The following is a 21,374-nucleotide window of genomic DNA, read 5'->3' on the forward strand; positions in this document are numbered from 1 at the left end:
ACAGGCACAAAAAAGGAGAGCATTGCTCTCCTTTTTCTTTATCGCGTTGATTTAAGTCAACAGACCCTAGTCACCTGCGAACATGTAGCCTTCACCATGAACGGTCACAAAAATTTGTGGGTTCTTTGGATCAAACTCCATCTTAGCGCGCATGCGTCGAATCAATACATCAATTGTACGGTCATTTGGCGCATCCACTCGGTGGCTGATCATATTCAAAATACGCTCACGGCTTAATACCTGATTTGGGTATGAAGACAGTGCGACCAGCAGTTCATACTCTGCTTTGGTTAATTTCACCGGCTCACCGTTACGGCTTAGAGCACGACGTTGAATATCAAACATCCACTCACCAAAACGCACAATGTGTTCTTCATTTGTGTCGTTCGCTGCTTTTTGTGAACCGTTACGAGCCGCTGAAATACGCCACAGCAAGTTTTTAACGCGAACTAATAATTCCCTTAGTTCAAAAGGCTTTGTTACATAATCGTCTGCGCCCATTTCTAGACCAACGATTTTGTCAATGCTATCCGTGCGTCCTGTCACTAATATGATGCCGATATCTGATTGGCTGCGTAATTCACGCGTAAGCATAAGGCCATCTTCACCCGGCAGGTTAATATCCAGCATGATCAGGTCTACGTCGCCCTCTTGAAGCACTTCGCGCATTTCAGCACCACTTTCTGCTTCACTAACTTTGTAACCTTCATTTTGGAAATAGCCCGCAAGCTTACTGCGAGTTACAACATCATCTTCTACGACTAATACGTGATAGCTCATTTACACCACTTCTGTCTTTTTTATCTTCCAAGACGTATTCTATTCATAACTAGTAACATATCTAGTAATAGTTACAATAAAAAGCAAGATTTTGTGGATTTATTGATGCAAAACAAGCTTATTTGCCGCCATTCATAAACATGCATATTTCCCAATAAACCATAACAATTATAGTTACTGCTATTCATTTTAATTGTTTACACTTAGGGGATAACTATTTGGGAGCAAAAAAATGCAAGAAGTGAAAGCTTTTAACGAAAAACGAGCTGAGATTTATTGGTGGTTTTCTAGCCTGTTTGCAAAAGAGCTGACAGACAAGGAACTGGAATCTTATCATAGTGTTGAAATTCGAAGCTTTTTAGCTGGTTTAGGTGAAAATGAAACACTCAAACCATCCGTTAATGCCCTTGTTGATGCGCTTAACCGCCTACAAGATCGTGAAGATGCTCAGTTAGAGCTAGCTGCGGACTTCTGTGAACTTTTTCTTAAAACAGAAAAGCACGGTGCGCTACCTTATGCCTCAATGTACATCGGTGAATCTGGTTTATTAAACGATAAACCAGCAGAAGAGATGGAAAGGCTGATGGCAGACTTTGGTGTGCAAGTTGACGAAAATCTAAAAGAGCCTGCGGATCATTTAGCAGTCGAGTTAGATTTTTTAGGCAATATGATTATCCGCTCAAATGAACTCGAGCAGGAAAAACACATGGAAGATGCATTCGAAAAGCAAAATGAGTTCATCCAGCAACACCTTTTGACATGGCTACCTCAGTTTGCCGCTAAATGTAAGCAATTCGATGAATTTGGCTTCTATGTTAGTGTCGCGCAACTATTAATTGCATTTTGTAAACTGGACAGCACCTACCTTCTTGGTGAATAATTGCCGCCTATTTTGGGGAGTCTGTCATTCAGACTCCCTATTTTATTCGTTTGTTTTTAATCTGGCGCAGAGAAATACAATCCATTTAGCCGTTAAACTGTGACCTCCGAGGCACAAAACAGCTGCTTAAAACATTGCCAGCTTGCCCGCATCAGTCTAAAATGTGAGCGCAAACGATTAAATATGATTTATATGTAAACCGCTGAAATAAAGCGGTTTTTGTGTTTTCTTAACAGGATTGCTGACCAATTCCTCACTTAGTATAAGAAAGGAATATGAGACTCAGCGATAAATGTTGCTACAAACCTTTTTATACCGATTTCGGAACAACCGCTGCCAAATATCTCAGCAATGCCCCTATTCGCAGTTGCTCGGTTTGCGCAAGACCCTAAGCGTATGGTTGTCTTCACTACGGTATTTACAGTAGCTCGATACAGGACATCATTTATGGCCACTATTAAAGACGTTGCTCGCTTAGCCGGCGTTTCTACCACTACGGTTTCGCACGTAATTAATAAAACTCGCTTTGTTGCAGAAGCAACTCAAGAAAAAGTAATGAAAGCGGTGGATGAACTTAATTACGCACCAAGTGCCGTTGCACGCAGTTTAAAGTGCAACTCAACTCGTACCATCGGTATGCTAGTAACTCAATCTACCAACCTGTTCTTCTCTGAAGTAATCGATGGTGTTGAGAGCTACTGTTACCGTCAAGGTTACACTCTTATCCTATGTAACACGGGCGGTATTTACGAGAAGCAACGTGACTACATCCGCATGCTCGCTGAAAAGCGTGTAGATGGCATTCTAGTAATGTGTTCTGATCTGACGGAAGAACTAAAAGAGATGCTTGACCGTCACTCAGACATACCTAAAGTTGTGATGGACTGGGGTCCAGAAAGCTCACAAGCAGACAAGATCATTGATAACTCAGAAGAAGGCGGTTACATCGCGACAAAATATCTGATCGACAATGGTCACACAGACATCGCGTGTTTAAGCGGTCACTTCGAAAAAGCTGCGTGCCAAGAGCGTATTGCGGGTTATCGTCGTGCAATGGCAGAAGCAAACCTTGCGGTTAACGAAGATTGGATTCTTGAAGGCAACTTTGAGTGTGATACCGCTGTGCTAGCGGCAGATAACATTACTGCAATGGAAAAACGCCCTACCGCAGTTTTCTGTTTCAATGACACGATGGCACTTGGCTTGATGAGCCGCCTTCAGCAGAACGGTATCAAGGTACCAGATGATGTTTCTGTTATCGGCTATGACAACATTGAGCTGGCAGAGTACTTCTCACCACCACTAACGACTATCCACCAACCAAAACGTCGTGTGGGTAAAAACGCTTTTGAGATCCTACTAGAGCGTATCAAAGATAAAGAACACGAAAAACGAGTGTTTGAAATGCAGCCAGAGATCGTGATTAGAAACACGGTTAGAAAGATCAACTAATCTTTAGTGCTCGTTTACTCATCATCAAAAAGCATCCATATGGATGCTTTTTATTTAACAACCCATCCATGACAACAGTTCTGTATGTAGAACTTTGCAGACTTGTTATTTCTTCGTACAGTCAACTCTCTAGCGCTGACAATTTCCTGGTAGACCACTTTGTTAATCTATGAAACTTAACTCACGAAAAAATAACTATTAACTGAACCAAGATCACATTTACAAGCGCAGAATGTGATATTAGTCCAATGTAGGAAGTATGCTTTCAGTGTCACGCACAGGGCAAACCACTCTAAAGAGTGGGACGCAAAGCTTCCGGCCTAAACTATCGCATGAGATAGCATGGTAGCGGGGTTACCGATGGCAAGTATGCATATGACGAGTTTACCCTTTAATGACATTGTGTCTGCATGCGTTTGCTAATCTCTCGGACCTGATTTTTGGTGGCGTAATTTAAATTACACCGAGATAACACATCATGGATAAACCGATACTCAAAGACTCTATGAAGCTTTTTGAGGTGCTTGGTACGATCAAGTCACGCTCAATGTTTGGCGGCTTTGGCCTTTTTGCTGATGAAACAATGTTTGCATTAGTCGTTAACAACCAGCTTCATATCAGAGCCGATAAAAAGACATCTTCAGACTTTGAAACTCAGGGACTTAAACCTTACGTATACAAGAAGCGTGGATTTCCTGTAGTCACAAAGTACTATGCCGTTTCACCAGACCTTTGGGACACACCACAACACTTAGTGGAAGTAGCCAAAAGTTCGCTCGAAACTGCAAAGCTTGAAAAAGAACAGCAAGCCAGCTCTAAACCGACTCGTTTAAAAGATCTACCGAACCTTAGGCTAGCAACAGAGAGAATGCTTAAGAAAGCAGGCATAGATTCTGTTACGCAGCTTGAAGAACAAGGGGCGTTAAACGCGTACAAGGCGATCCAAGAAACACATACAGCTTCTGTAAGCATCGAGTTACTGTGGGCCCTTGAGGGCGCCATTAATGGTACTCATTGGAGTGTTGTACCTCAATCTCGTCGAGAAGAGCTAATTAACCACCTCTCATAACACAAGTTTGAGCTCCAGGAATTCATAAACCGCAGTTTTACACTGCGGTTTTTTTGAAATTTTTTCTCACTCCATTCTGTCTTATTATCTAAGAAGCAGAAATGGAGTGATAGATATGAATAAGAAACTGATTTTAGGACTGATCCTACTCGCGACGATTGTCTTTTTAGGTGTGAGTTTTGGTCAATATCTAACCCTAGAAAACGCCAAGGCACAGCAAGAGGCGTTGAACACTTTTATTAGCCAAAATTTCGTACTTGCTGCAGCAACTTATTTCTTTGCGTATATAGCTATCACCGCTTTCTCCATTCCCGGAGCTGCCGTAGTAACGCTTCTGGGTGCTGCTCTATTTGGTTTCTGGACCAGTCTCTTATTGGTTTCTTTTGCCAGCACCATTGGCGCAACAGTTGCCTTCTTAAGTAGCCGTTACTTATTGAGAGAATGGGTACAAAGTAAGTTTGGAAACAAACTGAATGCCATTAACCAAGGCGTTGAAAAAGATGGGGCCTTTTACCTGTTTTCTCTACGCTTAATTCCCGTCTTTCCATTTTTTCTTATCAACTTGCTGATGGGATTGACACCTATGACGATTGCACGGTTCTATTTAACCAGCCAAGTAGGTATGTTACCGGGTACAGCTGTTTACCTGAATGCGGGGACTCAATTAGCCACCATAGATAGCCTTTCAGGTATTGTGTCTCCCACCGTATTAGCATCATTTGCACTACTTGGTTTGTTTCCAATCATCGCCAAGTGGGTAATGAATAAAATCCGCCCAACTCAAGTACAACAAAATGGAAATGCGCAATGAAGGTATTCATCGCAAAAAATCCCGCTGAAGCTCATATCGTCTGTGAGCTTCTCAAGACCGAGCAGATAGGCTGTGAAGTAAGAGGCGAAGGGATGTTCGGATTAAAGGGGGAATTGCCATTTGGTAATGATACAGACCCTTATGTTTGGCTTTTATATCCTGAGCAACAATTGAAAGCTTCAGCCATTGTCGAAGACTATCAAAAACAAGCAGAGCAGAGTTACCAAGATTGGCAATGTCCTAATTGTTTGGAGCAGAATGAAGGGCAGTTTGGTGCATGTTGGCAATGCGGGTATCAAATAGGAGAGCCTTAATGGCTCCCCTTATCTTTTCAATCATTTCGGATTTAGGCAGCTAAACTCTGCTGCTTAATGAACTCGATGGAGTGTTGATTAAAGTCATCTGGCCTTTCTACATTACACACATGACCACAGTCAGGGATCTCACGTAAAACACTTTGCTTGTGTACCGCAACCATCTCTTTAACTGGTTTGATAAACATGTAATCTCTATCGCCCATCAAGTACAGCGTTGGAATCGGGAGTTCACGATCTTTAAAGTATTTCATCAAAGGGTTAACGTCAGCGGCCAAGATAAACCAGCGTTTGAACTCTTTTTGACACAACTTCTTCGCTTCACGAATGAATAAATGTCGCGATTCACGTTGGTTTTTCTGTGGCATCACAATGTAGGCAAACAGCTTATATAGCCACATATAAGGCAGAATATGTTTTCCAAGGTTGCCAAGTTTCACCAGAATTTGAGAACGTGTATTCAGACGTGTTACCGCCCCACCGAGAACCATAGAACGTACGCGTTCCGAGGCTAGTTCAGCAAGGTTACGAACAATGATGGTCCCCAGAGACATACCAACAAAATGAGCCGATTGAATCTTAAGGTGGTCCAAAACTTTTAGAATGTCTTGCGTAACTTCCGTAAAAGTATAGCGACTTGTCATCAACTCTTTGATTAACTGATTTGATTTACCATGTCCACGCAGGTCAATTAAAACTAAATTAAAGTGTTCTTTATATGCCTTAAGTTGCTTAAACCATATTGACGAACTGCCACCAGCACCATGTACGAAAACGACCCACTCATTACTGGTGGGATGTATATAGGTTTTATGGAATAGAAGTGGCTGAGTCATTTATCAGTCTGAAAACATTCTGTATGAAAAAGTGTGAGTAAATCCTACCACACTCTATAAGTACAAGGTAATAAAGGCACCTCATTCGGTGCCTTTAGTTACAATTTTTAAAAATTTTGCGTTAATTTAACGCAGCCCTATACAGCTGCAAATATTCTTCTGCAGCTTTGTGCCAACAGAAATCTTTTTGCATAGCTTGGAGCTGAACACGCCTTACTTCGTTCGTATTTTGTGCATAAAGCAACAACGCTCTCAACATCGTCAGAAGTAATCCTTGAGGTGTTGGTTCGTAAAAAACAAAACCTGTCGCATCCGCGGAATCAACATCGTAATCATTGACACTATCTTTAAGCCCCCCCACTCCACGAACGATTGGTAAGGTGCCATAAGCCATGCTGTAGATCTGATTCAAACCACAAGGTTCAAACTCTGAAGGCATCAAGAAGAAATCAGAAGCGGCCTCGACTAAGTGGGCGAGCTCGTTATCGTAGGCTTCAACAAAAATAAACTTATTGGCAAACTGTGCTGACACATCTCTCAACTGAGCCGCTAAGATAGGATCACCCGTTCCAACAACCACAACTTGAACATCGTGCTTAAGAAAGTCTGCTAACGCTGGTAGTAAGTAATGCACACCTTTTTGTTGAGTTAGGCGGCATACCATACCAAACATCGCACAGTCGGATTCTTCTAGCCCAAGCTTTTCTTGAAGCGCTTTCTTACACGCATTCTTACCACGAACCATGCTTTGACGATTCGCTTTGTAGTTCAATGGCAGGTTAGGATCGGTTTCTGGATTCCACGCACTGTAATCACAACCGTTAAGAATACCAACCAAATCCGTCGAGCGTTGCTGAAACTCCCATGCCATACCGTGACTTCCAAGCTCGGTTTTAAGCTCTTCAGCATAGGTAGGACTTACAGCATTGATCTTATCTGCATTCATCACACCTGCTTTTAGCATCGTGATGTGTGTAGCACTAACAGCTGCGTCAGGCACGTTTCGGCTATGGAACTCAGGAAGGCACTGGACATCATCGTAGCTAAATACCCCTTTAAATACCGCATTATGAATCGAGATAACACTGCGAGTATTTGCAAAAAAGGCGTCGTTTCCATATCGATGTTTGAGTAGGAATGGAACTAAGCCCGTATGCCAGTCATTGGCATGAACGATGTCTGGTTGGAAGCCAAGCTTTGGTAACATATCAAGGCAAGCTGCGCTGAAAAAAGCAAAGCGCTCGCCGTTGTCAGTGTAGGCTTGGTTATTTTCTGCATACATGGAAGGACGATTGAAATACGGCGGACAATCTATCAAGTAAACTTGATTATCCCCAAGCATTAGCTTTAAAACTCGATAAGCGGTATGAGGCCAACTCGTTAATTCTGTTTCTAGTACAGTCTCAGCTTCCGACAACTGTTCTATGCCTGTATAGGCAGGAATAGAAATTCGTACATCTTGCTGATGATTTTGAAGCGCTTGCGGCAGTGCCTTGGCTACATCAGCCAAGCCACCACTTTTAATCAGCCCTTCGACCTCAGATGCTACAAACAGAACAGACAAATTGTTAGTAGCCAACACGTGCTCCTTTTGGAATAACAACAACACCATCCTCTGACACATGGTAGTGTTTCTTGTCTTCTTGCAGATTAACACCAATTTGTGTACCAGGTGCGATATCGGCATCCTTATCTACGATCACGCGATGAAGCACACAGCCTTCACCCACTTTAACATCACCTAGCAATATGCATTGGCTGATGTCACACGCTGAGGCAATGTTACTGCGGAAACCCAGCACCGATTTTTCAATACGAGATCCACGCACATAGCTGCCATTACATACCAAACTATCGATGATCTGGACTCGACCATTATCTGAGTCGGTAAAGGTCGCTGGCGGTAATGGTGGGTAGTAGGTGTGCAGTGGCCATTTACGGTTGTATAGCGAAAACGGAGCGTCTTTCTCAAGTAGATCCATATGAGCTTGCCAATAGGCATCAATCGTACCTACATCACGCCAGTACACTTCTTCCTTTTCACCAGTAATACGGTTTGTACTGAAGTCATACACGAATACGTCGCCGCGCGGGAACATCTTAGGAATGATGTCTTTGCCAAAATCGTGCGTAGAGGCTTCATTGTCGGCATCTTCAATCAATTCAGCAAATAGAGTCTGTGCTTCGAACACGTAGTTGCCCATAGATACAAGCGCGTGTTCTGGGTCTCCAGGGATGGATTTAGGACTTTCTGGTTTCTCTTCAAAACCGACCATACGGCCTTCTGCATCCACTTCGATAACACCAAATTGAGACGCTTCAGATAACGGCATTCGCAACGCTGAAACCGTTAAAGACGCTTCTTTTTCTTCGTGGAAAGCCAGCATCTGTTTGATATCCATTTTATAGATATGGTCTGAACCGAAGATACATACCTGATCAGGTTCTGCCAGTTCCATAAAACGTAGGTTTTGATAGATCGCATCAGCTGTGCCTTCATACCAACGCTTACCTGTGCGCATTTGTGCAGGAATTGGATCGATAAAGCGATCTGTGATGCCATTGATGTTCCACCCCTTTTTCATGTGATGAAACAAAGATTGAGATTTAAATTGAGTTAGGACGTAAATGCGCATCAAGTCGGCATTCACGAAGTTGTTCAAAGCGAAATCAATAAGTCGGTAACTTCCGCCAAAAGGGACCGAAGGTTTACTGCGGGATTCCGTTAAAGGTCTCAGACGAGAGCCTTCACCGCCAGCAAGAATCATTCCCAAAACACCAGCCATTCGTTGTTCTCCATATAGTTATAGCTTGGATTTCCATATCCACTCGATCATGATAAGCCTCAGGGGTAATCGAGCGGATACCTTATAGTATCTACTCCACCAACTCTAACCGTGAGTTAGCGAGCAAAATTAAGCTATTGTGCTTTCCTTTGTGCTGCCGCATTTATTCGATATATTTTTGTACTAATTGGCAGCAAGCAGTTGCACTTATTAGGTATTAAATTATCGAATTGGAATTAAATTACAATTTTAAATATGCCATTCTGTGTCGCGTACAGATGTTACTTGCTCAAGACGATAATCCGGTCACACTAAGTCACGCAATCGTTTACATCATGAAAACAATTTACACACAGCGAGGGTACAAATCAGTACGCTCAATTAAAATACGGCACCTTGATGAAAACTCTATGACAATCAAAAAATGAAGAACTATGGCAATAAAAAAGGCAGCTTTTTCGCTGCCTTTATCGTTATGGAATCGAATTACTTCGCTTTTTTGCGCTTATCCGTGATTTCCCACTTACCGTCAATAAACAAGGCTGTCCAGCCACTTGGCTTGCCATTATCTTCAGTACGCACGTAGTTTTCTTTGCTCTTACGGCTAAAGCGAACCACTGCAGGGCGACCATCTGGATCTGCTGCTGGCGCTGTCGCTAGATACTTAAACTTCTCAGGAAGACGTTCTTCAAAGCGAGCAAGTTCAGATACTAACGGAGCACGAGTTTCACGTGATTTAGGGAAGTTGCTTGCCGCCATAAATAAGCCAGAAGCGCCATCACGTAGAACGAAGTAAGCATCCGAGTTTTCACATGGTAGTTCAGGGAAATGAACGGGATCTTCTTTCGGAGGCGCAACTTCACCGTTCTTCAGAATCTTACGAGTGTTCTTACACGTCTCACTCGTACAATCCATGTATTTACCGAAGCGACCGTTCTTAAGCACCATGTCAGAGCCACACTTGTCACACTCAACAACAGGACCATCGTAGCCTTTCACTTTGAACTCACCGTGCTCAACGATGTAGCCTTCACAGTTTGGGTTGTTACCACAAACGTGCATTTTACGCTTATCGTCAATCAGGTACGCATCCATCGCTGTTTCACAAATAGGACAGCGCTTCTTCGCACGCAACGCAGCGGTTTCCACATCTTCTTCTAGAACGTTGATGATGCCATCTTCGTCACCCAAGTTGATCGTTGTTTTACAACGCTCTTTAGGTGGTAACGCATAACCAGAACAGCCAAGGAAAACGCCTGTAGATGCAGTACGAATACCCATTGGGCGGCTACATGTCGGACATTCAATGTCTGTCATCACAATGTGATTCAGCTTCATGCCGCCTTCAGTTTCATCTTGTTCTGCTTTTTCAAGATCGCCAGTGAAGTCGGTAAAGAAGTTGTCTAACACTGACTTCCACTTCACTTCACCTTCAGCGATTTGGTCAAGCTTCTGCTCCATACGAGCAGTAAAGTCGTAGTTCATCAGATCATTAAAGCTGTCATCTAGACGGTCAGTAACGATTTCACCCATCTTCTCTGCGTAGAAACGACGCTGCTCAACCTTTACGTAGCCGCGATCTTGGATCGTAGAGATGATTGAAGCGTAAGTAGAAGGACGACCAATGCCGCGCTTCTCAAGTTCTTTAACCAATGCAGCTTCTGTAAAACGTGCAGGTGGCTTAGTAAAGTGCTGTTTAGGCTCTAGTGACTCTAGGTCAAGTTTTTCGCCTAGTTGAACAGCAGGAAGAATCGTATCTTCGTTTTTACCCATTGGACGTTGTACACGAGTCCAACCGTCAAACTTAAGGATACGACCTTTCGCTTTTAGCGTGAATTCCGCTGCTTTAACACTGATTGTCGTTGAATCGTATTCTGCTGGCGTCATTTGACATGCAACGAACTGATTCCAGATCAATGAATAAAGTTTGTGTGCGTCCGCATCAACACCCTGTAGGTCTTCTGCTTTCACAGCAACATCGGAAGGACGAATCGCTTCGTGGGCTTCTTGTGCGCCCTCTTTGCTACCGTATGTTAGCGGTTTAGCAGGAAGGTACTTGTCACCATACTCAGAGCCGATGAATCCACGAACCGCATCTACCGCTTCCGTACTCAAGTTGGTTGAGTCGGTACGCATATAGGTGATGTAACCCGCTTCATACAAACGCTGCGCTAGCATCATTGTCTTCTTAACGCCGTAGCCAAGACGAGTACTTGCCGCTTGTTGAAGTGTTGAAGTGATGTACGGTGCAGACGGCTTACTCTTCGTTGGGCGGTCTTCTCGCTTACAGACTTCGTAGCTCGCCTTTTCCAGCACAGAAAGTGCTGCTTTGGTTTCTGTTTCGTTAACAGGCTTAAACGCAACGCCATCTTTTTGCGCAACAAGAAGTTTGAATGCCGTCTTGTCTTTAGTGTTTGTATTCGCGTTGATATCCCAGAACTCTTCTGGAATGAAAGCGTTGATTTCACGCTCACGCTCAACCAATAGCTTCACCGCTACTGACTGCACTCGACCAGCAGACAAACCACGCGCGACTTTCTTCCATAGTAATGGAGAAACCATGAAACCTACAACGCGGTCCATGAATCGACGTGCTTGCTGTGCGTTAACACCATCCATATTTAGCTCACCAGGTGTTTGGAAAGCTTGTTGGATAGCATTCTTAGTAATCTCGTTAAAAACTACGCGTTTGTATCGCTCTTCATCACCGCCGATGATCTCACGAAGGTGCCATGCGATTGCTTCCCCCTCGCGGTCCAAATCGGTTGCGAGATAGACATGGTCAGCATCTTTGGCTAATTTTTGCAGTTCGCTTACGACTTTTTCTTTGCCTGGAAGGATTTGGTAATTCGCTTCCCAGTCATGATATGGGTTAATCCCCATTTTCTTGATCAAAGCTTTACGGTCTTTTTCTTTTTTGACTCGCGCTTTTTCTTCTGGGCTCATTCCTTTTGTAGAAATTGCCGCGGCTTTTTTCTCACCAGTGCTTTGACCGGCCGTAGGGAGATCACGCACGTGACCAACACTAGACTTAACAATAAAGTCTTTACCAAGGTATTTGTTTATCGTCTTTGCCTTGGCTGGTGACTCCACTATAACGAGTGATTTACCCATAACTGACTCTAACGTCCTTCATAATAATGCGGGTTAAAACTCCCAAAGGAAGCTACCCGCATAATGTTCTATTTCATTGCTTCTTTTTTTACTATTGTGCGAGATGAAAAGAAGATCAACTGCTTTTTTGAAATTCAGATCCGATTGGTTGACAATTCATCGCCTTTATACTTTGACAAGGCAGGGTTCTGCAAAAGGTCTTGAGCGGCATATACTAAGCAGGCAAAGTTTCCTCTCGCTAGTCGAATTCGATAAATTTTGTCTCTCATCACAAAATAATTTGTCTTATGCGATTAGAACGTAACCTTAAGTTATGACAATGAAATATCGGCGATTTGCAGATGAGAATCGCTTCGCTACTCCCTCTATATTAACGTGCGATGTTCGTAAAACACGCAATCACAGTTTTTAGCCTGCAAACCTAAGACTATTGAGGGTATACTGCGCTCCATCAAGTTTCATTGAATGATGAGAGTACCATGTCTGATAGAAAACACATTGAAGAGTTTGACCTTCTTTTAATTGCAAACCAAATTATCCAAGAGCACGATGACTTTATCGAAGGGATGCGTGCAACGAGTGTTGAAGAAAAGGACGATGTTTTGGTATTTAAAGGTGAGTATTTCTTGGATGAGAAAGGCCTACCGACACCGAAGACAACTGCGGTATTCAATATGTTTAAATACCTAGCACACCATCTTTCTAAAGAATTCACATTGAATAAATAAGTAACTAAAATTCAATAAAAAAGCCAGAGTACTCACTCTGGCTTTTCATTTTCAATAAGACGAATTAGCAGCTCAATGCTTTCAACTTATCGAAGTAGTCTGGGAAGGTCTTTGAGGTACACTTAGGATCATTAATCGTCACCGGCGTATCACTTAGCGCCACCAACGAAAAGCACATCGCCATGCGGTGATCATCATAGGTATCAATCGCAGCATGCTTAAGCTGTGATACTGGCTTCACGATGATGTAATCTTCACCCTCTTCCACCTCTGCACCGACTTTTCGAAGCTCTGTCGCCATAGCGGATAGACGGTCAGTCTCTTTTACACGCCAGTTGAATACGTTACGAATGGCGGTAGTGCCTTCAGCAAACAGCGCAGTCGTCGCAATGGTCATAGCCGCATCTGGGATATGGTTGTAATCCATATCGATGCCTTTCAGTTGGCCAACACGAGAAATGACATAATCATCCCCCCATTCGATTTCAGCACCCATTTTTTCTAGTGCGTCAGCGAATTGGATATCACCCTGAATACTATTTTTACCAATACCAGTGACTTTAACTTCACCACCTTTGATAGCAGCGGCAGCCAAGAAGTAAGAAGCCGATGAAGCATCACCTTCCACCAAGAAATCACCCGGTGCGATATATGACTGACCAGCAGGAATGACAAATTCTTGGTAATCATTGTTGATAACATCAACGCCAAATTGCTTCATGATGTGCAATGTAATGTCGATATATGGCTTAGAAACTAATTCGCCTTCGATATTGATACGAATTTCACCTTCAGCCAATGGCGCTGACATAAGAAATGCGGTCAAGAATTGGCTAGATATTGAGCCATCAATCGACACAGAACCAGACTTAAGCCCTGTTCCTATGATTTTTAGGGGTGGGTAGTTTTCGCTCTCTAGATACTCAACCTCTGCACCAGCCGCTCTTAGCGCAGTAACAAGGTGACCAATTGGGCGCTCTTTCATTCGAGGCTCACCAGTAAGAACGTATTCTCCTTCTCCTAGACAGAGCGCTGCAGCAAGTGGGCGCATCGCCGTGCCGGCATTACCCAGAAAAAGCTCTACAGGCTCAGAGACAGAAAATGGGCGACCAAGACCTTCTACGACACATTCCGTTTTGTCTTCAGATAGTGTGTATTGAACGCCAAGAGTCGTTAACGCGTTCAACATGTGACGAATATCATCACTGTCGAGAAGGTTGGTTAAGCGAGTCGTGCCTTTTGCGAGAGCAGCTAACAGTAAAGCTCGGTTGGAAACGCTTTTAGATCCAGGAAGATTCACTTCCCCTTGAATTTTAGTGATAGGTTGTAACGTTAGGCTTTCCATTAAAAGTTGATAATCCTTTGTGCTCTCAACTTCACGTTTTTTGAGAGCTAAACAATTCTTCGTGAATTCAGACTAACGAAAAAACCCTCACAAAACCAGAGCAAATACACGCTAATTTTTGAATAATTAATCAGCTATGATTTTGTTGCGCAAACGTTGACTTAATAAGCGATATCCACTCTAACGCCATCATCAAAGTACAAGATACGAACATCATCTCCACGGGTAAACAACATACTATTATCGACGTCTTGAATTACGTTGATAAGCGTGTCGCCATCGACCCTTATTAACAACTCTACCAGCTTGTATTCAACGGTATATTCATAATTACCGCGGTTTCTGACTACCGCTGCACCAGCAAGCGCACCAACAGCAGTCGCTACTTCTTTGCCAGTACCACCACCGAATTGGTTACCAACTAAACCACCGATAGTGGCACCTAATAACGTCTCCCAGCCATTGCTTTGTGACTGTTTCACTTCTTGCTGCGTTATGTACCGCACTGAATCCACTTTACCATACACAACTTGATTAACCGGCTTTGCTACATTTCTTTCATAAGCCGCATTGGCGAAAAATGGCAAAAACAGTATGATCAATGCCCATCGTTTTATATTAAGTCTTACTCCACGCATAATAAGCTCCTATAGGCTCTGATGTTGGTAATCTTTTCTTTATGGCTATTTATCTAACTGAACTTGGTGATTCGCTTTCTTTTCCATCGCCTTACGAAGCACTAAGCGATCCAAACGGTTTGCTAGCATTTGGTGGCGACCTTAATCCTGATCGTATTCTTAATGGCTACTATCACGGCATTTTCCCTTGGTATGGTCCAGGAGAGCCAATTCTTTGGTGGAGTCCGTCGCCACGCGCCGTCTTTGACCCTTTGACATTTAGGCCTTCAAAAAGCTTAAAAAAGTTTCAGCGAAAACAACAGTATAAAGTAACAATAAACAATGCAACTGAACGCGTAATTCAGCTATGCTCCTCAACTCGCTCCGCAGAAGAGACTTGGCTTAACCTAGACATGCAAACATCGTATATTGAGTTAGCCAAACGAGGTCATTGCCACTCTGTTGAAGTATGGCACGATGACCAGCTCATTGGAGGGTTATATGGCATCAGCGTAGGGCAACTCTTTTGTGGTGAGTCTATGTTCAGTCTTAAAGACAACGCGTCAAAGGTTGCATTGTGGTATCTATGCGAACACTTGGCGTCAAATCACGGTCAATTAATCGATTGTCAGGTAATGAATCCACACCTTAAATCACTTGGCGCATTTGAACTTGAACGTGACGACTTCATCCAAAAACTACTATCTTTAAGAGATAAGAAAATCAATCTAGGAACATTCGAACCACAAATTCTTCAAGGCGCCGCATCATGAGCTCGGATCTTCAACAAATTCGTATCGGTTTAACGAACAATCATCCATGCAGCTACTTACCTGAGCGGGAAGAGCGCGTGGCTGTTGCACTTGATGCCAATTTACACAACGAACAGAATTATCAGGTTTTAATGGCTAATGGGTTCCGTCGTAGCGGTGATACGATTTATAAACCTCATTGTGAAAACTGTAATGCTTGCCAGCCTATTCGTATCGCTGTACCTGATTTTGTTGCCTCAAAAAGTCAAAAACGCCTGCTCAAGAAAGGCAAAGCGTTTTATTGGGAAATGAAAAGTGAACTCGATGATGGTTGGTTTGAACTCTACAGCCAATACATTTGCCAAAGGCACAAAAATGGCACGATGTATCCGCCAAAAGAAGATGAGTTCGCACGATTTGCTCAAACGACATGGTTAACGACAGGATTTCTCCATATTTATGACGAGAGTCATCGCTTATTAGCCGTTGCGGTTACTGATATAATGGAACACTGTGCAAGTGCATTCTACACCTTCTTTGATCCTGACTTTCCTTTGTCTCTTGGTACATTAGCCGTACTTTTTCAGCTGGAATACTGCCAAAAACAGAGTAAACATTGGCTATATTTGGGTTATCAGATCGATGAATGTCCAGCAATGAACTACAAAACTCGCTTTCAGCGACACCAAAGGCTAGTAAATCAGCTTTGGCAAGGGTAGAATACGCCCCAACTTTACATAATTACTGTTTAGCGGCAATATTAGTCCGCTAATACCGCCTAATTTCTAAAGAGGATTAAATGGCTAAAGAAGACGTAATTGAGATGCAAGGCACTGTGCTTGACACTCTACCAAACACTATGTTCCGCGTTGAACTTGAAAACGGTCACGTTGTGACTGCACACATCTCTGGCAAGATGCGTAAGAACTACATCCGTATTCTTACTGGTGATAAAGTAACTGTAGAGATGACTCCATACGACCTTTCTAAAGGCCGCATCGTCTTCCGCGCTCGTTAATCATAGATTTTCGGATGCAAATAAAAAACGGAGCTCATTGCTCCGTTTTTTAGTTAATGCTAAAGCAGTTCAGCCAACTCCTTCGTGAGTTGTAACACGGGCCTGTTACTAACATCGTAGTTACCTGCTGTCGTTACAATGACCGCTTTTTTGCTTGGTAGCATCATAATGTATTGCTCACCGATCCCTACCGCTGCAACCGCATTATTAACATTTGATACTTGCCAAAAATGCAGACCGTAGCCCATCTCATAGCCTGAGAATTGGCTCAATTTCAGTTCATCAAACCACGCTTCACCAACGACTCGTTTACCCTCGTATACGCCTTTATTCAACCACATAAGACCAAACTTACCCATATCGTTAGAGGTTAAGCGTAAGCCCCAATCCGCTCCGGCCTCACCACTTCCTAGTTGAGTTAGCCATTGATATTGGACGATGCCAAGTGGAGAAAATAACTTCTCTTTCATTACCTTGGTAAAAGGTTTTCCATAGACTTTCTCTATTACTTTGGAGAGTCCGATGGTGGAAAGTCCGCTATACGCAAATCGAGTTCCAGGTTCAAAAGAGAGTGGTGTCGAAACAAACTGATCACGTAAGTTTTTGGCGTTGTAATGTCGAGCGAAAATATTGCCCTGCTTATACGGAGAGCTTAATTCATCAAGTGCGAAACCAGTAGACATGTTCATGACATCTCGAATGGTAATGCTCAGTTTCTTGTCACGGTCATGAGCTTGATACTCAGGAAAAAAGCTAAAAATTGGCACATCTAGACTGTCTATTTTACCTTCGTCAATAGCAATGAAAATGAGAGTTGCAACAAACGACTTGGTGACAGAGTGAACATTATGAAGAACATCGCGACCTACGGCTAAGTTAGCGGTTTGGTAATTACCATCTCGCCCACTTCCCTCTCGATAAAGTTCGAGCACTAAGCGATCATTCTGCCAGACTAACAAACTATGGATGTTTGCCGCTTTACCTCGTTCTATGCGAGCGACTATAGGCTCAAAAACTGCGGTATTTTTCTCTATATACAAATGACCATTGTCACACGCAACCAACAACAAACACAGCACTATTAATAGTCGTTTCATTGAATTGACGCTCCAGCCTATATCCTACCCATGACTAAAGCAGAATTAGTTTGCGACGTCAGCGTGCTATAAAAATAAAAAAAAAGCGTGCGACTCGTCGCACGCTTTTATCGGAACTAATTGATAATGTTAGTGAACTGCAGCTTCTTTCTCGCTCAAATACTCAAACTTAAGCTCGTCTTTCACTAGCGTCACTTTCACTGTACCACCGTCGACCAATGAACCAAACAGAAGCTCATTCGCCAGAGGTTTCTTAAGCTGCTCTTGGATGACGCGCCCCATAGGACGAGCTCCCATCGCTTTGTCGTAGCCCTTGTGCGCTAACCAATGACGAGCATCTTGTGACACTTCCATTGATACACCACGAGCATCCAGTTGTACTTGTAGCTCGACAATGAACTTATCAACCACTTGATGAATCACGCTTTCATCTAGGCTGTTAAACCAAATGATATTATCTAAACGGTTACGGAATTCAGGAGTGAACACTTTCTTAATTTCCGCCATCGCGTCATGGCTGTTATCTTGTTGGATAAGACCAATCGATTTTTTCTCAGTTTCAGCCACACCTGCGTTGGTTGTCATCACAAGAATAACATTACGGAAGTCTGCTTTACGACCGTTGTTATCTGTCAGCGTGCCGTTATCCATCACTTGAAGTAGCAAGTTAAAGATATCTGGGTGCGCTTTTTCTATTTCATCAAGCAGAACGACTGAATGAGGGTGCTTAAGCACAGCATCGGTCAACAGACCACCTTGGTCATAGCCTACGTAACCAGGAGGCGCACCAATCAAGCGGCTTACTGAGTGACGCTCACCGTACTCAGACATATCAAAGCGCAGTAGTTCAATACCAAGTAGTTTTGAAAGCTGAACGGTGACTTCTGTTTTACCAACACCAGTAGGACCAGCAAACAGGAATGAACCTACAGGCTTGTTATCTACACCAAGCCCTGCACGCGACAGTTTAATCGCTTCAGAGAGTGCATCAATCGCGTTGTCTTGACCGAATACCAACATCTTCATCTTGTCATCAAGATTCTTCAGAATATCTTTATCAGAAGACGACACTGATTTTTCCGGAATACGCGCCATCTTAGCAACCATCGATTCGATATCTGCCACGCCAACAGTTTTCTTACGGCGACTTGCTGGTGCTAGACGGCTGCGAGCGCCCGCTTCATCGATCACGTCGATAGCTTTGTCTGGTAGATGGCGTTCGTTGATGTATTTCGCCGATAACTCTACTGCAGCACGCAACGCTTTGTTGGTGTAACGCACTTCATGGTGAGCTTCGTACTTAGGTTTCAGACCAATCAAGATCTTCGTCGTATCATCCAAAGAAGGCTCTACTACATCGATCTTTTGGAAACGACGAGACAAAGCGCGCTCTTTCTCAAAAATGTTGCTGTACTCTTGGTACGTCGTTGAACCGATACAACGCAGCTTACCACTACTAAGTAGAGGCTTGATCAGGTTAGCAGCATCGACTTGACCGCCAGAAGCCGCACCCGCACCGATGATAGTATGAATTTCATCAATAAATAGAATGGCATCGTCTTCTTTCTCAAGCTGCTTCAGAATCGATTTGAAGCGTTTTTCGAAATCACCACGATATTTGGTACCCGCAAGTAAAGAGCCAATATCCAGAGAGTAAATCACGCTGTTCTGAATCACTTCAGGCACTTGGCCTTCAACAATTCTCCACGCTAGGCCTTCTGCAATTGCTGTTTTACCCACACCAGCTTCGCCTACGAGTAATGGGTTGTTTTTGCGACGACGGCACAGCACTTGGATCGTGCGCTCTAGCTCTTTATCACGACCAATCAGTGGATCGATATTACCTGCTTTCGCAACTTGATTCAGGTTAGTTGCAAAGCTTTCAAGTCGCTCTTCAGGGTTGGTTTCTTCAACGCTCTCTGAGCCAAAAGAATCAGGGGATGAAGAGTCTTCATTCGCACCAGAAGCTTTGGTAATACCATGAGAAATGAAATTAACGATATCTAAACGAGAAATATCGTTTTTCTTAAGTAGATAAGCGGCATGAGACTCTTGCTCACTGAAAATGGCGACAAGGACGTTTGCCCCGGTCACTTCACTTCGTCCAGACGACTGCACATGGAAAACGGCACGTTGAAGCACGCGCTGGAAACTTAATGTCGGCTGCGTTTCTCGAGTCTCGTCACTCTCAGGAATAAGGGGAGTTGTTTGATCAATGAAGATATCCAGCTCATTTCTAAGCGCTTCAAGATCAGCTTTACAGGCTACAAGGGCTTCCTTAGCTGCATCATTTTCCAACAATGCCAGTAGGAGGTGTTCGACAGTCATAAACTCGTGGCGTTTGTCACGTGCACGAGCAAATGCACCGTTAAGGCTTGACTCTAGTTCTTTATTTAGCATAAGTACCTCCCGAAAGAACAACTTGGGTTGCTCGAGCAAGTCTTCTTATTACGCTTGCTCCATAGTACATAGTAGCGGATGCTCATTTTCCCTTGAGTACATCGTCACTTGCGCTACTTTAGTTTCGGCAATCTCTGCGCTAAATGTTCCGCAGACTGCCTTTCCTTCATAGTGAACCTTGAGCATAATTTGTGTTGCTTTGTCGATATCATGTGAAAAGAAACGCTCAAGTATCTCTATGACGAAATCCATAGGGGTATAATCATCATTATTTAGTACAACGTTATACAGCTTAGGAGGCTGAATTTTTGTACTTTCTTTCTCCAGAAGATCGGAGTCTGGAGTTACCCATTCAAAATTTTTACTCATGGCTATCTAAAAGTTATCGTATCAAAGGGTTGATGGTTTTACCTGCTTATCAACAGACTACCATAAGCATGCCGTTCGGTGTAGTGAGATAAGGCACCTAAATGTACTTTGATTGATAAAATTTTTCTCTTACATAGAGCCTAATCCACCTGTTCATTCGCTGCAAATAAAAGATTTCTGATCCGGACAAATGCCGGTTATGAAAAGGCAACTGAGTGCCGCTTCATCGCAGACTTCCGGCGAAAACCTTCAGCAAAAGATGGAGATCACATTTACATCACTGCCCGCTTCGTATTTTCACTATTTATGCAGTTTGAACTCTTACCGCACATCTTTCTAATATACCTCCTACCAATGGTATCTTTTATTGCCATTCGTAGTGTTTATAGACCTATGCACTAAATCTCAGATTATACTGACAAAAAAACATTGCAAACTTGTAATCTCAAAAGTGATTTGTTTTCAAATATGTGTTTTTTTGTACGCGTTTGCTATTGACTGTCACACCTCTTTGACTACAGTGGAATGTGTTGATGCATATTTTTTCATTAGAGTGGTAGCGGGAAGCTTGCTGCTTTGATGAAAGTCTGCGCAACAATGACGTGTATTAGCATTATTGCTAAAAGAAGTACTTTGGCTAAAGGTATGGCCAAAGTGAAGTAACAACATCAGTAAAAAATGCATGAGGGATGTAAACGCATGGCTACAGGTACAGTAAAGTGGTTTAACAATGCCAAAGGATTTGGGTTTATCTGTTCGGATCAAGAAGAAGGGGATATATTCGCCCACTACTCAACTATCCAAATGGACGGTTATCGTACACTGAAAGCAGGCCAACAAGTCTCATACGAGGTTGAAAAAGGTCCAAAAGGTTCACACGCAAGTAGCGTAGTGCCAATAGAAGACCTAGCCAAATAAGATAGAGCGCTGTCGGAAAGACAAACCATTTGCTCTCATCGAAGCAAAATATCAACTGCTTTTATGAAGAGAAAAATAAACCCGCTTA

Annotated in this window: 20 protein-coding genes and 1 riboswitch; of the genes, 10 read left to right on the forward strand and 10 right to left on the reverse strand. The window is 43.1% G+C overall.

Going from position 1 to position 21,374, the window contains the following annotated elements; genetic code table 11:
* Positions 1–66 precede the first annotated feature (66 nt).
* Entirely contained in the window at positions 67–780 is a 714-nt protein-coding gene (torR, locus tag ACTS60_RS17140) for a two-component system response regulator TorR (RefSeq protein WP_440889237.1), read from the reverse strand.
* A 232-nt stretch (positions 781–1,012) separates the two neighbouring features.
* Here torR and torD point away from each other — a divergent pair, with 232 nt between their 5' ends.
* From torD to ACTS60_RS17165, 5 genes are all read left to right on the forward strand, one after another.
* Complete coding sequence (torD, locus tag ACTS60_RS17145) at positions 1,013–1,660, forward strand: molecular chaperone TorD (protein ID WP_440889238.1); 648 nt, start codon at positions 1,013–1,015, stop codon at positions 1,658–1,660.
* A gap of 447 nt (positions 1,661–2,107) precedes the next feature.
* On the forward strand, positions 2,108–3,112 hold the full coding sequence (gene purR / locus ACTS60_RS17150) for an HTH-type transcriptional repressor PurR (protein WP_440889239.1): 1,005 nt from the start codon (positions 2,108–2,110) through the stop codon (positions 3,110–3,112).
* Positions 3,113–3,383: 271 nt separating this feature from the next.
* Positions 3,384–3,474, forward strand: a riboswitch (cyclic di-GMP riboswitch).
* Between the two features lie 116 nt (positions 3,475–3,590).
* Entirely contained in the window at positions 3,591–4,181 is a 591-nt protein-coding gene (locus tag ACTS60_RS17155; protein ID WP_010447229.1) for a TfoX/Sxy family DNA transformation protein, read from the forward strand.
* 115 nt (positions 4,182–4,296) lie between these two features.
* A complete protein-coding gene (locus ACTS60_RS17160) occupies positions 4,297–4,992 on the forward strand; it encodes a TVP38/TMEM64 family protein (protein ID WP_440889240.1) in 696 nt (231 codons plus the stop codon).
* On the forward strand, positions 4,989–5,306 hold the full coding sequence (locus ACTS60_RS17165) for a putative signal transducing protein (RefSeq protein ID WP_440889241.1): 318 nt from the start codon (positions 4,989–4,991) through the stop codon (positions 5,304–5,306). Before ACTS60_RS17160 ends, ACTS60_RS17165 begins: the two co-directional genes overlap by 4 nt.
* A 32-nt stretch (positions 5,307–5,338) precedes the next feature.
* On the opposite strand, the gene ACTS60_RS17170 is transcribed toward ACTS60_RS17165, so the two are convergent.
* The 4 genes from ACTS60_RS17170 to topA all read right to left on the reverse strand — a co-directional run bounded on the left by ACTS60_RS17170 (position 5,339) and on the right by topA (position 12,042).
* Positions 5,339–6,142, reverse strand: a complete 804-nt coding sequence (locus tag ACTS60_RS17170; protein ID WP_440889242.1) for an alpha/beta fold hydrolase — start codon at positions 6,140–6,142, stop codon at positions 5,339–5,341.
* Positions 6,143–6,263: 121 nt separating this feature from the next.
* The gene (glgA, locus tag ACTS60_RS17175) at positions 6,264–7,721 is read right to left on the reverse strand and encodes a glycogen synthase GlgA (protein ID WP_440889243.1); all 1,458 of its coding nucleotides are present in this window, start codon (positions 7,719–7,721) and stop codon (positions 6,264–6,266) included.
* The gene (gene glgC, locus ACTS60_RS17180) at positions 7,711–8,928 is read right to left on the reverse strand and encodes a glucose-1-phosphate adenylyltransferase (RefSeq protein WP_440889244.1); all 1,218 of its coding nucleotides are present in this window, start codon (positions 8,926–8,928) and stop codon (positions 7,711–7,713) included. Before glgC ends, glgA begins: the two co-directional genes overlap by 11 nt.
* A gap of 486 nt (positions 8,929–9,414) precedes the next feature.
* Positions 9,415–12,042 carry a type I DNA topoisomerase gene (gene topA / locus ACTS60_RS17185; protein WP_440889245.1) on the reverse strand — a complete coding sequence of 876 codons (2,628 nt, stop codon included), beginning with the start codon at positions 12,040–12,042 and terminating at the stop codon, positions 9,415–9,417.
* Between the two features lie 479 nt (positions 12,043–12,521).
* Here topA and ACTS60_RS17190 point away from each other — a divergent pair, with 479 nt between their 5' ends.
* Positions 12,522–12,770: a YciN family protein gene (locus ACTS60_RS17190; RefSeq protein ID WP_010447215.1), complete on the forward strand. Its 249-nt coding sequence runs from the start codon at positions 12,522–12,524 to the stop codon at positions 12,768–12,770.
* A gap of 64 nt (positions 12,771–12,834) precedes the next feature.
* On the opposite strand, the gene aroA is transcribed toward ACTS60_RS17190, so the two are convergent.
* Both aroA and ACTS60_RS17200 read right to left on the reverse strand, forming a co-directional pair.
* Positions 12,835–14,115, reverse strand: a complete 1,281-nt coding sequence (gene aroA, locus ACTS60_RS17195) for a 3-phosphoshikimate 1-carboxyvinyltransferase (protein ID WP_440889246.1) — start codon at positions 14,113–14,115, stop codon at positions 12,835–12,837.
* 161 nt (positions 14,116–14,276) lie between these two features.
* Positions 14,277–14,753, reverse strand: a complete 477-nt coding sequence (locus ACTS60_RS17200; RefSeq protein ID WP_440889247.1) for a glycine zipper 2TM domain-containing protein — start codon at positions 14,751–14,753, stop codon at positions 14,277–14,279.
* 41 nt (positions 14,754–14,794) lie between these two features.
* Between ACTS60_RS17200 and aat the strand changes: the two genes are divergently transcribed.
* From aat to infA, 3 genes are all read left to right on the forward strand, one after another.
* Complete coding sequence (gene aat / locus ACTS60_RS17205) at positions 14,795–15,505, forward strand: leucyl/phenylalanyl-tRNA--protein transferase (protein WP_440889248.1); 711 nt, start codon at positions 14,795–14,797, stop codon at positions 15,503–15,505.
* Positions 15,502–16,203, forward strand: a complete 702-nt coding sequence (locus tag ACTS60_RS17210) for an arginyltransferase (RefSeq protein WP_440889249.1) — start codon at positions 15,502–15,504, stop codon at positions 16,201–16,203. Before aat ends, ACTS60_RS17210 begins: the two co-directional genes overlap by 4 nt.
* Before the next feature lie 80 nt (positions 16,204–16,283).
* Positions 16,284–16,502, forward strand: coding sequence for a translation initiation factor IF-1 (infA, locus tag ACTS60_RS17215; RefSeq protein ID WP_001040192.1), 219 nt, complete (start codon positions 16,284–16,286; stop codon positions 16,500–16,502).
* Between the two features lie 59 nt (positions 16,503–16,561).
* Here the strand turns inward: infA and ACTS60_RS17220 are convergent, their stop codons facing one another.
* The 3 genes from ACTS60_RS17220 to clpS all read right to left on the reverse strand — a co-directional run bounded on the left by ACTS60_RS17220 (position 16,562) and on the right by clpS (position 20,368).
* Positions 16,562–17,599 carry a serine hydrolase domain-containing protein gene (locus tag ACTS60_RS17220; protein ID WP_440889250.1) on the reverse strand — a complete coding sequence of 346 codons (1,038 nt, stop codon included), beginning with the start codon at positions 17,597–17,599 and terminating at the stop codon, positions 16,562–16,564.
* A 129-nt stretch (positions 17,600–17,728) separates the two neighbouring features.
* Positions 17,729–19,999, reverse strand: a complete 2,271-nt coding sequence (gene clpA, locus ACTS60_RS17225; protein ID WP_440889251.1) for an ATP-dependent Clp protease ATP-binding subunit ClpA — start codon at positions 19,997–19,999, stop codon at positions 17,729–17,731.
* A gap of 48 nt (positions 20,000–20,047) precedes the next feature.
* Positions 20,048–20,368 carry an ATP-dependent Clp protease adapter ClpS gene (gene clpS, locus ACTS60_RS17230; RefSeq protein ID WP_010447208.1) on the reverse strand — a complete coding sequence of 107 codons (321 nt, stop codon included), beginning with the start codon at positions 20,366–20,368 and terminating at the stop codon, positions 20,048–20,050.
* 699 nt (positions 20,369–21,067) lie between these two features.
* Between clpS and cspD the strand changes: the two genes are divergently transcribed.
* Positions 21,068–21,286: a cold shock domain-containing protein CspD gene (gene cspD, locus ACTS60_RS17235; RefSeq protein ID WP_010447207.1), complete on the forward strand. Its 219-nt coding sequence runs from the start codon at positions 21,068–21,070 to the stop codon at positions 21,284–21,286.
* The last annotated feature ends 88 nt before the right edge of the window (positions 21,287–21,374 follow it).

The sequence above is a fragment of the Vibrio sp. WZ-1 genome, from assembly GCF_052037695.1.
Taxonomy (GTDB): Bacteria; Pseudomonadota; Gammaproteobacteria; order Enterobacterales; family Vibrionaceae; genus Vibrio.